The organism is Mesorhizobium sp. WSM4815, assembly GCF_055811575.1.
The window spans coordinates 26080-40255 of sequence record NZ_JBVVQS010000092.1 but is presented as its reverse complement, the minus strand read 5'-3'; the positions used below and the strand labels follow the sequence as shown (position 1 = coordinate 40255).

Here is a 14176-nt window from a genome sequence, read left to right as displayed (position 1 = left end):
GTTCGCTGTGTGGCCGCACAGCCCTTGACGGAACAAGGACTGTGCAGCTCTTGACGATGACTTGGCCGCTCAAACCGGCAGCGGCTTGCCGGCCTGCTCCGCCACCATGTATTCGGCGTACCAATCCGGCCAGTTCTCATCGCGCTGGCCGCCGTTGCGCGCCTCATGTTCGCCGTGAGCGGCCGACGCGCGCCTGAACGCGCTCGCCAGATCCGATACGGAGGCGAAGCTCGTCGTGTTCGAATCGATCCGCCCCGGGAACCGGGTGGTGACCTCCTGCAACAGCCATTCGTTGCCGTCCGGATCGTTGAACGTGGCGTAGGTGAAGTAGCTGCGCCGCTCCGGATCCGGGCCGCTAATGGCCGGCTTTCCCGGACCGGCACGGTGGAACACTTCGCTCACTTCGACACCACGACCTAATAGTTCGGCGCGTGCCGCCTGAATGTCCGAGACGACGAGATAGAGTCCGGTTGCCGAGCCTGGGGCGGCTGAAGGGATCCCCTTGCCGAAGTGGATCGAGGCAGGCGAGCCGGGAGGCGTGAACTGTATGCCCCGAAATTCATCCCCGACGATGAAGTCGGCGTCGAGCCGCCAGCCCAGGTCGCCGTAGAAGCGCTTGGCGCGATCGACGTCTGAAACAGGGATAACAACGACTTCGAGCTTCATGTCGACCGTTCCTGCGGAAGGTGCAACATCTCTTTCAATCACAGTCTGGTTCATGATGATCTCCTTTTTCTCCATTGGTTGTCTCGGCACGTTCAGGCTTTCGCTTCCGGTCAGTTACCGGGCACTACCAAACCCAGCACCACGAGCGGCTTACCTTTTTCGACGATGTACGTGGCGAGTTCGGCCGCGTTGCCGCTGCCTACATTCCTTGCCGCGTGGATCGCTCCGGCGGGGATGAATAAGGCCTCACCGGGCTTGAGTGTCACCGGTGGCTTCCCTTCGACTCGGTATTCGAGCAGGCCTTCGATGACGTAGGCGATTTCTTCGCCGGGATGGCTGTGCGGGGGGAACGCCACCCCGTGGGCGAAGTCGACGCGCACCTGGATCACTTCGCGACCCGAAACGTCCAGATCGTGCCGCAGCAGATCGGTGCGCTTGACTCCTGGCTGCTGCGACTGCGCTACGTGCAGCGTCAAACCGCTTCCGGCGATGAGCACTGCTGCCACGATAATTCCAGTTTTTTTCATGTGGACATCCTTTCGAATCGCGAATGGAAACCTAAGTGATCAGTGCGGCTGCCGAAGTGACCTGAAGGCGGCGCGCAGTTCGGCTGAGAAGAGTTCTGGCTCCTCCCAGGCAGCGAAGTGTCCGCCGTTGTTCACCTCGTTGAAGTAGATCAGGTTGCGATAGGCACGCCGGGCCCATGTCTCGGGCGCTCGATAGACCTCCTCCGGAAACACCGTGATGGCCACCGGGAGCGAGATTTCGGCCGTCTTTTGCGCGGCCGCGAGAAGGACGCTTTGGCCCATTGTCTCCCAGTAGAGCCGCGCCGACGTTGTCGCGCTGTTCGTCAGCCAGTACAGCGTAACGTCGTCCAGCATTTCGTCCTTGCTGAGCAGGCGCTCGGGCTCACCGTTGTTGTAGTCGTACATCCATGCCGCGAGCCCGGCCGGAGAATCCGTCAACGGGTAGCCGATTGTTTGCGGCCGCGAGCCCATCATTGCAGCGTACGCCCGGTATTTTTTGTAGAAGGTTTCAAGTGAGCTGAACGCCGCGCGCTCCTTTTCGGAGAGTCCCGCCGGGGCAGGCCCGCCGCCGGCGAGCACCGCGGCGATCTCGGGCGGTATCGTTGCCGGCAGGTTGATGTGGATGCCGAGCAACCCCCTCGGCGCATGGCGCGCCATCGCGCTGGAAACGGGAGCACCCCAGTCGCCTCCCTGGGCGACGTAGTGGGTGTATCCCAAGCGCTCCATGAGTTCGGCCCAGGCACGGGCGATGCGGTCTGGATTCCAGCCCGTGCCCGTTGGCTTGCGAGAGAAGCCGTAACCCGGCATCGAGGGCATAACCAGGTCGAAAGCGTCCTCCGGGCTTCCGCCGTGCGCGATTGGATTCGTGAGCGGGCCGACGGTATTGAGCAGCTCGAACACGGAGCCAGGCCAGCCATGCGTCATGATCAGCGGCAGAGCATTGGCGTGCTTCGAGCGAACGTGAATGAAGTGAATGTCGAGCCCGTCGATCTCGGTCATGAACTGCGGGCGGGCGTTCAGCTTGGCCTCTGCCTTGCGCCAGTCGTACTCGGTCCCCCAGTAGCGGACGATCTCCTGCATTTTCGCGAGCTGTATACCCTGCGAGCGGTCGTTGACCGTTTCGCGATCAGGCCACCGCGTCGCCGCGATGCGCCGGCGAAGCTCAGTTATGTCCTGCTGCGGGATGTCGACGGTGAATGGGCGGATTGGAGCGCCAGTGCCCGCAGCCCGTACTACTCCGGGGAGTAGCCCGACGACCCCAGCGGCAGCCGTGGCCGCAATCAGTTCGTGCTTTGTGGGGAATAGCGATATTGCTGACATGACGCCCTCTGTGTGACGGTAAGCGCGTGAGTTAACGGGCGGACCGGGCTCGAATGGCCCGGTCCGCGCCTCGGGAGGAGAGCGGGGGCGCTAAGTCCCGCTCGTTTCAGATTTCGTGGCGCAGCGGCCGGAAGCCGGCCCTGAGCTCGGCGGCGAAAAGCAGCGGCTGCTCCCAGGCCGCGAAGTGGCCGCCCTTGTCGACCTTGTTGTAGTAGATCAGCTTGGGGTAGGCCTGCTGGGTCCAGCTACGCGGAGCCTGATATTGTTCGCCGGGGAACACGCTCACTGCGACCGGGATGGAGACTCCCTTGGCATTGAAAAAGCCGCCCTTGTACTCCCAGTAGAGTCGCGACGCCGACACGCCCGTGTTCGTCACCCAGTAGAGCGTGATATTGTCGAGGATTTCGTCGCGCGTCAGTTCACCGGTGGCGCTCGTGGTCCGATCCAGAGCCGCGGCGACCGCCGCGGCCGGCTGGCCACCGGCATCATTGTGGTCGAGAAGCCAGGCCGCCAAGCCGACTGGCGAGTCCGCAATGCCGTACAAGGTCTGCGGGCGCGACGCCATCAGCCTTGCATAAGCGACCTGCTTGAATGTCGCGACGAGCTGCTCGTACGCATGTTTTTCATCGGCCGAGAGACCAGACGGCGGCGGGGCGCCTGCCTGAGCAGCCTTGTCGATGTCGGCTGGAACGGTGGCGGGCATGTTGGTGTGGATGCCGAGCAATCCCGCAGGCGCCTGCAAGCCCATCTGGTCGACGACGAACGCGCCCCAGTCGCCGCCCTGGGCGACATAGCGGGTGTAGCCGAGGCGTTTCATCAGCTCTGCCCAGGCTCGGCCCATGCGCTCGGGGCCCCAGCCGGTCGTGGTCGGCTTGCCTGAAAACCCGTAGCCGGGCATCGACGGGATCACCACATCGAACGCGTCGGATGCGTTAGCGCCATGCGCCGTGGGATTGGTCAGCGGATCAATTATCTTCAGCTGCTCGAAAACCGAGCCGGGCCATCCGTGCGTAACGATCAGCGGCAATGCATTTTCATGCTTCGAACGGACGTGAATGAAATGGATGTCCAGCCCGTCGATCTCGGTGATGAATTGCGGGTAGGCATTGAGCTTGGCCTCCCCTTTGCGCCAGTCGTAATCCGTCCCCCAATATTGCGCGAGCTTCTGAATGGTCGCGAGCTGGACGCCCTGCGATGAATCGGCAACCGTTTCGCGATCGGGCCACTGTGTCGCGGCAATCCGCTGGCGAAGCTCGGTGATCTCCTCCTGCGGGATGTCGACAGTGAAGGGGCGGATTGAATCGCTGGCTCCCGCCGCGCGTAGCCCTCCGGGGAGCAGGGTGAGGGCGCCGACAGCGGCTGTGGCGGCAAGTAGTTCGCGCCGTGTGGGCAAGATCGAAAGTGCTGACATAACGTCCTCCTGTGTGTTTCTTTCCACTCGGGGATGCGACACACAGATCGACGAACAGCGGACGCAAATCTATTGCACGATGGTGTCGGCGATACCTTTGTATTGGTGGCGGCCCGAGAACAGTGCACGTCTGAAAGCCGACACCAAGACACAATGGACGGTCGCATCGTTGTCGCAGGATCGCCTCCACGCTGACACACGCGAAAGCACGGCAACGGAGATCGGTTTCGGTCGGCGTTTTGGATGCGTTGCCGGCCATAGCGTGGATTGGGGTGCCTGACGAGCAGATCGAATTTGTCATTCGAGTCTGGCGGCCCGATACACCGGTGTGCGGCTCGACGAAGCTTGACGGGTGGGTGGAGGCCGCACTCAATCCTCAAAACGCTGGCGATTAATCCTGCGTCCGGCGAGCCCGGCGAAATGGAAGCACGTACGACGCTTAGACGGGCAGTACCGTTGGTTCCGCCTCCAATGCAGTCCGATGCGCGACGACTCCGGAATGATCATCAAATGGCGCTTGGTCTCGAGGCCTCACACCGTGCCGACGGATCATGCGGTCTTGGCACCTAAAACAAATTGAAAAATTGAGCCCCTTGGTGCGTTGGGCGAAACCCAGAGCATACCGTCGTGCGCTTGGACAATCGAACGGCAGATCGATAGGCCCATTCCCATCCCGCGAGATTTGGTGGTGAAGAGCGGATCGAAAACCCTCTGCAGGTCCTGTGCGGCGATGCCCATGCCTGTGTCAGCTACCGAAATCAGTACATCGCCATCGTCGCTAAGACTGGAACTGACGGCGAGCTCGCGCGGACCATCCACTGTGATCATGGCCTCAATCGCATTCGTGATCAGATTGAGGAGCACCTGCTGCAACTGAATTCGATCCCCGATCACCCGCTGCGGCCGCGCGCTTCGCTCAACCTTGACCAATATTCGGTGACTTTTCAGATCGTCCTCGAACAATGAGATGGCTTCTTCAATTAGGTTGTCGACGTCAAACGAAGCTCTGACGCGTTCATCCTTCCGGAAGTTTGCCCGGATGCTCTCGATAACCGCGGCGGCGCGGTGCCCATCAGCGGCGATCTTCATGAACTCCGTTCTCGCCATGTGTAGTTCGGGAACCGCGCGATCGAGCCATCGTAAACCGGTTTCGGATCTCGTTATCATAGCAGCAAGGGGCTGCTTGACCTCGTGTGCAATCGTGGCGGCAACGGCATCGCCGGTCATCAATCGGGCATCGCGCTCGCGGTGCTGCGCATCGATGGCCCGCTGCAGCCTCTTGCGCTCATGTTGCAGCATAGCGTTCGAACGAGCGAGGCTCGCATACAGCCGTGTCATCTCTGCAAGCAACACCACCATCACAACTGTGGCTGTCACGAGTTGATAAAAGCGGCCGGCATACCAAGCAAGATTGTAGCGGCCGGCACTCAACACGGAAGCCAAGGCCACTTCAAGCAAGAGCGCGCACAAAGCGACGATAAGCCACTGGTCGAGTAAGGAACGCTGTCGCGGCCACAGCAACCAAAGAGCAATTCCGCCCAGCGCCAGGACCACCATCCCGCCGATGGTGCGACGAAAGAGACTGAGCGGACGAACGTCTACAAAAAGTATCGGCAGCAAGTGTTCAAAGTGCGTAACGAACAAGAACAATCCGATGACGAGGGCAAAAACGCCCACGACGCTCAAACTGATGGCACGTCGCGTGACCTGGGCGTCGGCCACTCGATCCGTATCTTTGAGCAGCGCATAGCCGATGATCGAGATGGGCAGCCCTGCGTGCCAAAACCAGTAGAGCCAGACGGCGGATTGCAATCCCGAGCCCAGGACGCCGGTCGGCGTGAACGCTCCCGGGAACGTCAGCGCATGTGCAATCACGATCAAGGCACTGAACAGATAGCCGCTCGCAATCACCAGGAGTGCCCATTGACGCAAAATGGAGAATTGGGCAAACAGAAGCGCGGCGGTCACGCAGTCGCTGACAAACAGGGCGGCGGCAAGAGTTGGTACGAACGCGTCGACTTCGGGCAGGCGGATGGCCGCAAAGGGCCATGTGCCGAGAAGTATGACGAGCAGGGCCAGCAGAAAAGCGCGCGCAATTCGGCCTTGACCGGGACTTGGGGGGATGTTCGCCAGGACCAGCGGCTGGGTGATGCGCGAGGCCGGCGCCAACGCTGAGTCCCTGCTTTCCGTCATTGGATTGAGGGTCCGTTCCGGATGTCCTAGTAGCCTTCGTGAGAATGCGCCAGGGATCGAGCGGTGACAAGCCGATCTGGGACCGTGCCAAAATATTGCGTGGCTTGCCGGCCCTTCTTCTCAAGTCCCGGCGGACCATCAGGCCTTTAGGGCCTTTTTGAGACAGTCGATCACCGCGTCCGTTTTGAACGGTTTTCGAAGCAGGCAGATTGCGCCAGTTGCGGCCGCACGAGCGTCGAGGCCCAAGTCTGAACGTGCGGTGACCATCACTACAGGCACCCCGCGACGACGCGTTGTGAGTTGCCGGGCAAGATCAAGCCCGCTCATGCCCGGCATGTGAATGTCAGTGATGACACAGTTGCATGACGCGTCCGCTTCCCAGGCGTTGAAGTCCTCCGCGGATGCAAATCCGCGTGCCCCATAGCCCAGCGAACGAAGGCTGTCGACGAGAGCCATGCGGAATGATTCGTCATCATCGACAACCGCAATTAGGAGCTCTCTTGACACATCGTCCTTTCCCCGGATTTGCACCAGGCGAATAGTAGGATCGCAATTCTGGCATGTATGCCGTTGTAAGGAACCTATACGGGAGTGTTACCCCGGCGCTTGCGGCCGCCGCCTGGGGTTGATTACGTCGGCCATCCGGATCAGGTCCGCCAAGGTCCTCACACCCATCTTGCGCATGACCGCGCCGCGATGAATTTTGGCGGTGATCTCGCTGATTCCGAGGTCGCCGGCCACCTGCTTGTTCATCTTTCCCTCCGTGACCAGTAGCATTACCTGCTGCTCCCGTGGCGATAGTGTTCCAAACCGCTCCCGCACTTTTGAAACATCGCCGTCTAGGGCGCGCCGCTGCCGGTCGCGTTCTATGGCCGCCAACACGGCATCGAGCATGTCCTGATCTTTGAAAGGCTTTGGGAGAAAGTCTACTGCACCGCGCTTCATGGCGCGAACTGACATGGGAATGTCGCCATATCCGGTCATCATCACGACCGGCAACTGAACACCCGTCTGTGATAGCTGCGCCTGAAAATCCAGCCCGTTCATGTCAGGCAACCTGACATCAATAATAAGGCAGCCCGGGGAATCTGGAACGGCCGTGGCGAGGAAATCCTGTGCGGATGCATATGTCCGCGTTTCGAGCCCTATCGAAAGGAACAGGCCATGCAACGCTTCTCGCATCGACGCGTCATCGTCGACCACGTGAACAATGGATTTTTGGTCCGAGGGGAGCGGCATCGCTGGGTTAGCATGTCAGAACTCTGGGCGTGCATCAACGAAAGTGTGACGCAGCCTATTCGATCGCGCAGCTGGGCACCCGCTTGCACCGGGCTTCCGACCGTGCCAACAACGATCTGCGCTACCTACGCGGGATTTATTCCTGAGTTGCCTCAGGCCAAGCGCTGCCCCGTAAACCTCAATAACACTCATGGTTCTCATCGAAGCTATCGCTCCGAGACTTTGCGTCGTCATAGCGCGACAGAAAGCGGCGATCTGCGCTATCCAACTCATACTTTGATATGAGCACGCCTTCCGATCGTTGGATAGCAAATCCAGCACAGAATCTTAGGATTGCAGCACATTACTTGACGAGGGTCGAAATGAGTCACTAGGGCGGACTGCAACTAAGCGTTGCCCGCAGCTCCGCGACCTGCAGTGCTGCAACATGGACACCTTTTGCTCCCCCGCCGGGCTACCGAACGCCGAACTCAGGAGCCACGCAATGGATAACCTTTTCGAAGCCAAGCGGCGAAACGTCCTCGCGATAAGGGAAGCCGCCAGCACTTTCGGCCTTGCTGCCAAACCAGCCGAACGCACCGCACACGCGCGGGTAGGCGCGGCTCAGGGAGGTGACGCGATTCCTCTCTCACGCATCAACCTTTCAGAAGAGACGCTTGTAAATTTGCGTCGGCGCCTGGCGGCGACCCGCTGGCCCAAGCGGGAAGCTGTCAACGACTTCTTGCAAGGCATGGAGTTGGCGCAAACTGCTGACGCGGGGTCATCTATGTCGCCGCAAGATCAACCGGTCGTTTTTGTGGTCGACGACGACGTATCGGTCCGCTTGTCGCTGGAATCGCTCATCCTTTCAGCGGGCTGGTGCCCGAAAGCTTTCGAGTCCGCTCTGGCATTCTTCTCTCACCCGCGACCTAATGTTCCGAATTGCTTGATCCTGGATATCAATCTTCCGGATATCAGCGGGCTTGATCTGCAAAAGCTCGTCTCTGCCGAGTGGACGGATACGCCGATCGTCTTCGTCACGGGGTTCGGCGATGTGGCTATGACTGTCAAGGCGATGAAAGCAGGCGCTGTTGAGTTCCTGATGAAGCCATTCCACGCCGACACGCTGCTGAGCGCCGTCAAGGAGGCGCTGGAGCGCAGCAGAACCGCGCTTGAGTTTAATTCGGAGGTGCGTGCTCTGCAAGATCGCCATGCATCGCTCAGTTGCCGCGAGCAGGAGGTCATGGCTCTGGTCGTCTCCGGCCTGCTGAACAAGCAAGTGGGTTTTGAACTCGGCATAAGCGAGATCACAGTGAAGGCTCACAGGGGCCAGGTCATGCGAAAGATGAAAGCCCGCTCTCTTCCAGATCTGGTGAATATGGCCGCAAGGCTCAACCTTACGCAATAGCGGCAGACGCCGCGGGCGTCTGGCTTATTATCACAGCCCAGCCACAACGGATGGCCCCTGACTCGATTACTCCCACTCGAAGCGCGTTCGTGTGTCACGCCCGTGAACAACTCGTTGCCCTCACCAATCCAAAGGTATCGACAACACCATCGTACAATCGATTTCGCGCCGCCTTTCGTTCATCTCTCCTATTACATTCAAAGTGAATGGATACAGAGCAGCCGGAAGGAGAATTACTTTGGGCAACGAACAAAAAGTCGCAGTCATCACCGGTGCGTCGCGCGGTATCGGTGCGGCTCTCGTCGAAGGATATCGGGGGCTGGGATACCGGGTCATCGCAACGGCGCGTTCGATTGACCGGTCTGATGATGACGACATTTTGGCCATAGCCGGCGATATCGCGGATCCCGAGACGGCCGAGCGCGTCATCTCCGCAGGAGTGGATCGCTTCGGGCGGATCGACACGCTCGTCAACAACGCCGGCATCTTTATCTCCAAGCCGTTCACCGGCTACACCGGCGATGATTTCGCCACGGTGCTGGGCGTCAACGTCGCCGGATTTTTCCGAATCACGCAGCTCGCCATCGCCGAGATGCAGAAACGCGGCAGCGGCCATATCGTGCAGGTCACGACCAGCCTGGTCGCCCATCCGAATGCGGCTTTGCCGGCGGCGCTCGCCGCACTGACGAAAGGCGGCTTGAGCGCCGTTACCAGATCGCTCGCCATCGAATATGCGAACCGCGGCATTCGGGTGAACGCAGTCTCGCCGGGTGTCATCAAGACGCAGATGCATCCGCTCGAGACGCACGAGGCGCTTGGCGCGCTTCATCCAGTTGGACGCATGGGTGAGATCGCCGACATCGTCGAGTCGATTCTCTACCTGGAGTCGGCGTCCTTCGTGACAGGGGAAATCCTGCATGTCGATGGCGGGCAGAGCGCCGGCCATTGAGCGAATCCTTCTTCAACGCGCGATCCATTTTTTCGAGGAGGCACCATGCCGATTGTTACCATCCAGGTGACCCGCGAGGGCACGAAACCGGGAATGGCATCCGTCACCGCCGAGGAGAAGGCAGCGCTAATCCACGGGGCCAGCCAGCTTCTCGCTGACGTACTGAACAAGCCTTTCGAATCGACCTTTGTCATCATCGAGGAGATCGATACTGACAATTGGGGCTGGGGCGGCTTGCCCACGCTCGAGTTCCGGCGCCTGCGCGCGGAGGCAGCAAGCTGACGCGGATCGGATGTCAGTTTTGCAAGCAATGACGTAATTGCTGTCGTTGCTCCTCTATAGATTCTGACGCGGACCGGACCGGGCACACAAAGCTTGGGAAACTCACGCCGCAACGCGCTGGAGTGCGGCGCGCCGCGCTCGTTAGATGATGACCGGGAGCATTGAGTAGCAGAACCCCGTCTGATGTGCCAACGCGAATGTGACCGACGCTCTACGACAATTGCAGCCAACCCCCGGTGAATTCCGCCTTGCGCAGACCCTCGACAATGAGCGGGCATTTCTTCATCAACTCCCAAAGAAATCCCGTGCGGTGGTTCTCGATCATCAACACGATTGGTCCTTGATCGAGTCCGTAATAACCTTTTGAGATCCAACCCGGGTTGCTTTGATGCCCTGATTCAAAGGTTGGATTAAAGCTGCACTTGAAGCCGTAATCACTGGTCACTTCCGGGTATACTTCATTAAAGTGCCGCAGCGCTGGCAAGACGATCTCAGGGGCGAAAGGTAGCGATGCAATCGCGGCCCAGGGCGCAATGGTGCCATCGTCCGGACCATATGGGATGCCGCGCGCCGTGTAGTCGAAGAAGTGACGCTCAACGCCGTCGATCTTCACACAGGTTGGCCCAGGACCATCACTCGCGGTAATGCCCCAGCAATGCTCGTTGTATCCTTTGTAGTCCAATAGATTACGGATCGCGTATTGCTGTTGTGCGTAAGTTGCACGGCGGCTGTTTTCGAAATAATCAATCCCCTTCTCACGCATGAATTCGTCCTGAATGCCGCGAAAGTCGATCCACATGTGAGAGAGCTGATGAATGAATAATGGGCCGGCGTAGAGAAACTCCAGGCCATAGAGATTCTTCCAGCAGTAAGTCCGGGTTTGGGCCTTGTAGCTCTCGGCTGGAATTGGATGGGCCGGCGAAGCCAGTGCCAACACGTAAAGGATCAGAGCTTCGTTATAGCCCTCCCACCGATCCGGCAGAAACCCGCACTCCGGCTTCCAACCCATCGATACGGTTTCTCCGGCATTAAGCGCCCACTGCCAATCGGCCCGGGCGTAGAGTTCTTCAGCCAGAGATCGTATTTCGCGCTCGTCGCGCGCGTCTCCATCAAAGTACTCAGCGGCGGCCAAGATGCCAGCGAGCAGAAATGTCGAATCAATCGTCGACAACTCCGACTCCCAGGCGCGACGGCCGGTGTCCATGTATAGAAAGTGGTAATAGAAGCCTTTGTAACCGGTCGCATCCGCCTCCTCGCTCTGCTCACTGTCGCTAAAGAATCGAAGTGTCGTGAGTGTGCGCTCGATCGCTTCGGTGCGTGTGATAAAGCCGCGCTCGACGCCGATGGTGTAGGCCGTCAATGCAAACCCTATCGCGGCAATGCTCGCGTGCGAGCCTGTGCGCGTGTTGTCGGGGACCATTCCATTGGCGCGATTGCTCTCTTTCAGGAAATATTCGAACGTGTCCCGTTGGAGTTTGTCCAACGTTTCCTGACTCTGACTCATGCGCCCTCCTGGGTCGCGGTATTCCAGTCTCGATATGGGACTGAGTGAAGATATCGTATTTTCCCTTGGGAAACACCGTCTTGCAACGGCTTCGAGCGTTCGATGAAGCGTCTTGGAGGCGGGTCGATCATCAACTTTGGCTCGGTAAGCACGCGTATTGGGTCGAACTTACCAGCATGACAGCCAAGGCTGGCGCGCACGGTCTGACAAAGGGCCTGGCCCGAGACCTCGGTCCTTTCAATATCCGGGTCAACACGCTTGTTCCGGGATGGGTGATGACGGAAAGACAGAGGCGCGAACACCTCACTCCTGAAGGCGAAGCCCGCATTGATGCTCTGCAGGCATTCCCACGCGCATCCAGCCCGACGATATCGCGGCGATGGCATTGTTTCTGGCTGCTGATGACAGCGCGTTGTGTACATCGCAGGAATTTATCGTGGACGGCGGTTGGATCTAGGATCGGTGCAACGAACTCCACCGTTCGCGGTTGTCCCGCGAACAGTTAGTGCCCCAGCTGCGAGCGTCCGCTGGCGAGCCGGCTTCCAGAGAAGCTTTGGCGCATCTGTCTCGTAGGCCTTGCCGTCGGGATAGCTGATCAGCTCCATCTGCAACCCCCACGGTGCCTCGAAATAAACCCAGGATTCGCCCGCTCCCGGTCCTTGCTTTTCAAGTTCAGGCCGGTCGAAGACCTTGACGCCCTTACCTGTCAGGTAGTCGGCGGCCGCCTCGATATCCTCGACATAGAAGCAAAGGTGGTAGCCGCCGATGTCGCTGTTCCTCGGGTAGACCCGCTTCTGGTCGGGCGCCTCGAAGTCGAACAGCTCGATGTTGCTGCCGTTCCCGCAACGCATGAAGACGACTTCCTTCATGTCGGCGCGCGGGTGGATGTTCATCTTGTCCTGCATGAAGGTGCCCTTGTCGTCCTTCATCGAGCCGCCGGAATAGATGAACTCGCAGCCGATGACATCTCTGAAGAAGGCGATCGCCTCCTTCATGTCGGGCACCACAAGGCCGATATGGTCCATGGCGGTCAACCCCGGAATTCCTTTTCTGTCGCTCATTCTTTGCCTCCTGCATAAGGAAATAATCTCGGTTCAATGCGCGTTGCGGCGGCGACGTATGAAGTCGGCGACGCGCTCACCGACCATGATCGATGGAGCGTTGGTATTGCCTGAAGGCACACTCGGCATGACCGAGGCGTCCGCGACGCGCAGCCCGTCGAGGCCGTGCAGCCGCAACTCGCTGTCGACCACGGCCATGCGATCCCTCCCGATCCGGCAGGTGCCGGTCGGGTGCAGCGCGCCCTGCGCCATCTCCTTCACATAGCCGCGATAGTCATCCTTGGTGCGCATCAGCCGTCCGGGATATTGCTCGCGCTTGACGATCGGCTTCAGGGCTGGCTGTCCCATGATCTCTTGCCCGAGCCGCACCCCCTCGGCCATCGTGTCGAGGTCGTACGGGTCAGACAGGTAGTTCGGCACGATTCTTGGCGGTGCGAACGGATCTGGCGAACGCAACTCGACGAACCCACGCGACCGCGGCCGTGTCTGACACACATTGAGCGTGCAGCCATGGCCGCTTTCGACCGTCGCCACGCCGTCCTCGACGCCCGAACCGGCAAGGAAAGCATACTGCAGGTCGGGGTGCGGATCGTCGGCATTGCCCCACCAGAAGGCGCCGCCCTCGATGATGTTGGAGCAGACAGGTCCCTGCCGGAACAGCGCATACTGAAGGCCCGCCCAGGCCTTCCAATGCAGCTTCTTGTATTTGTCGTAGCCGTGGGGACCGTTCAGTTCATAGATCAGGTAGCAATCCACATGGTCCTGCAGACCGCGTCCGACACCGGGAAGATCGTGTAGGACGGGTATGCCGGTCTTCTTCAGATGCTCGGCCGGGCCGATGCCGGAAATCAGCAGCAGACGGGGCGAGTTGATCGCGCCTGCCGACAGTATCACTTCACGCTCGGCACGCGCGACGCGCGTGCGTCCACCCTGGACGTATTCAACCCCGACGGTGCGATTGCTCTCGACCAGGATACGCGTAGCCCGGGCGCCAGTCTGCACCTTGAGGTTCGGCCGACTGCGCGCCGGCTTCAGATAGCAGACCGAGGCGCTGGCGCGGCGGCCGTTGCGCGCCGTGATCTGGTAGAGACCCGAACCGGCCTGCTCACCGGCGTTGAAATCGGCGACATAGGGGATCCCCGCCTGCTGGCAGGCCTTGAGCCAGGTCCGCGTCAACGGGCTGACATACTGCGGATTGGAAACCTTCAGCGGTCCGCCCGATGCATGCGCGTCGCCCGCCAGCGTGTCGTTGTCCTCGGCGCGCAGAAAAAAGGGCAGCACGTCCTTGTAAGTCCAGCCCTCGGCACCCTGTTCGGCCCAGCCGTCATAGTCCGACGGAATGCCACGTATGTAGAGCATCGCATTGACGGAACTGCCGCCGCCCAGCACGCGCGCCTGCACCATGGTCGGCGGCGTGGCCCTTGGATTCTCGGCGGTCGGCTCCTGTTCAAACCGCTGCAAGAGGTTGCCAGTCGCGGTCTTGTAGACCATCACCGGCAGATGGATTTCGATGGCCCGATCTTCAGGCCCTTCCTCCAGCAGGAGCACGGAACTGCCAGCATCCTCCGACAGCCGCGAAGCGGCTACGCAGCCGGCGGAGCCGCCGCCAATGACGATGTAGTCTGGCATTGGTGCTG

At 60.1% G+C, this 14176-nt stretch carries 13 protein-coding genes and 1 pseudogene; 4 read left to right on the top strand and 10 right to left on the bottom strand.

The window, feature by feature from the left end; genetic code table 11:
- Positions 1 to 69 precede the first annotated feature (69 nt).
- The 7 genes from AC0L2B_RS14465 to AC0L2B_RS14435 all read right to left on the bottom strand — a co-directional run bounded on the left by AC0L2B_RS14465 (position 70) and on the right by AC0L2B_RS14435 (position 7356).
- Complete coding sequence (locus AC0L2B_RS14465) at positions 70 to 720, bottom strand: VOC family protein (RefSeq protein WP_473642939.1); 651 nt, start codon at positions 718 to 720, stop codon at positions 70 to 72.
- Between the two features lie 56 nt (positions 721 to 776).
- Positions 777 to 1193, bottom strand: a complete 417-nt coding sequence (locus tag AC0L2B_RS14460; RefSeq protein ID WP_473745819.1) for a cupin domain-containing protein — start codon at positions 1191 to 1193, stop codon at positions 777 to 779.
- Positions 1194 to 1232: 39 nt separating this feature from the next.
- Positions 1233 to 2513, bottom strand: a complete 1281-nt coding sequence (locus AC0L2B_RS14455; protein ID WP_287179934.1) for an epoxide hydrolase family protein — start codon at positions 2511 to 2513, stop codon at positions 1233 to 1235.
- 106 nt (positions 2514 to 2619) lie between these two features.
- Entirely contained in the window at positions 2620 to 3924 is a 1305-nt protein-coding gene (locus AC0L2B_RS14450; RefSeq protein WP_473745818.1) for an epoxide hydrolase family protein, read from the bottom strand.
- 549 nt (positions 3925 to 4473) lie between these two features.
- Positions 4474 to 6117, bottom strand: a complete 1644-nt coding sequence (locus AC0L2B_RS14445; RefSeq protein WP_473745817.1) for an MASE4 domain-containing protein — start codon at positions 6115 to 6117, stop codon at positions 4474 to 4476.
- A gap of 138 nt (positions 6118 to 6255) precedes the next feature.
- Positions 6256 to 6624, bottom strand: coding sequence for a response regulator transcription factor (locus AC0L2B_RS14440; protein ID WP_128173993.1), 369 nt, complete (start codon positions 6622 to 6624; stop codon positions 6256 to 6258).
- A gap of 87 nt (positions 6625 to 6711) precedes the next feature.
- Complete coding sequence (locus tag AC0L2B_RS14435) at positions 6712 to 7356, bottom strand: response regulator transcription factor (protein WP_473745816.1); 645 nt, start codon at positions 7354 to 7356, stop codon at positions 6712 to 6714.
- Between the two features lie 484 nt (positions 7357 to 7840).
- Between AC0L2B_RS14435 and AC0L2B_RS14430 the strand changes: the two genes are divergently transcribed.
- The 3 genes from AC0L2B_RS14430 to AC0L2B_RS14420 all read left to right on the top strand — a co-directional run bounded on the left by AC0L2B_RS14430 (position 7841) and on the right by AC0L2B_RS14420 (position 9974).
- Positions 7841 to 8743, top strand: coding sequence for a response regulator transcription factor (locus AC0L2B_RS14430; RefSeq protein WP_353826689.1), 903 nt, complete (start codon positions 7841 to 7843; stop codon positions 8741 to 8743).
- A gap of 238 nt (positions 8744 to 8981) precedes the next feature.
- Entirely contained in the window at positions 8982 to 9692 is a 711-nt protein-coding gene (locus AC0L2B_RS14425; RefSeq protein ID WP_473745815.1) for an SDR family NAD(P)-dependent oxidoreductase, read from the top strand.
- Positions 9693 to 9737: 45 nt separating this feature from the next.
- Positions 9738 to 9974, top strand: coding sequence for a tautomerase family protein (locus tag AC0L2B_RS14420; protein WP_128173991.1), 237 nt, complete (start codon positions 9738 to 9740; stop codon positions 9972 to 9974).
- 211 nt (positions 9975 to 10185) lie between these two features.
- Here the strand turns inward: AC0L2B_RS14420 and AC0L2B_RS14415 are convergent, their stop codons facing one another.
- Positions 10186 to 11478 carry a glucoamylase family protein gene (locus AC0L2B_RS14415; protein WP_287066762.1) on the bottom strand — a complete coding sequence of 431 codons (1293 nt, stop codon included), beginning with the start codon at positions 11476 to 11478 and terminating at the stop codon, positions 10186 to 10188.
- Positions 11479 to 11654: 176 nt separating this feature from the next.
- On the opposite strand from AC0L2B_RS14415, the pseudogene AC0L2B_RS14410 reads away from it, so the two are divergent.
- A pseudogene (locus tag AC0L2B_RS14410) lies at positions 11655 to 11935 on the top strand (SDR family NAD(P)-dependent oxidoreductase).
- Here the strand turns inward: AC0L2B_RS14410 and AC0L2B_RS14405 are convergent.
- Complete coding sequence (locus AC0L2B_RS14405) at positions 11910 to 12539, bottom strand: VOC family protein (RefSeq protein ID WP_473745814.1); 630 nt, start codon at positions 12537 to 12539, stop codon at positions 11910 to 11912. The pseudogene AC0L2B_RS14410 and the gene AC0L2B_RS14405 overlap by 26 nt on opposite strands.
- Before the next feature lie 33 nt (positions 12540 to 12572).
- A complete protein-coding gene (locus AC0L2B_RS14400) occupies positions 12573 to 14168 on the bottom strand; it encodes a GMC family oxidoreductase (RefSeq protein WP_473745812.1) in 1596 nt (531 codons plus the stop codon).
- Between the last annotated feature and the right edge of the window lie 8 nt (positions 14169 to 14176).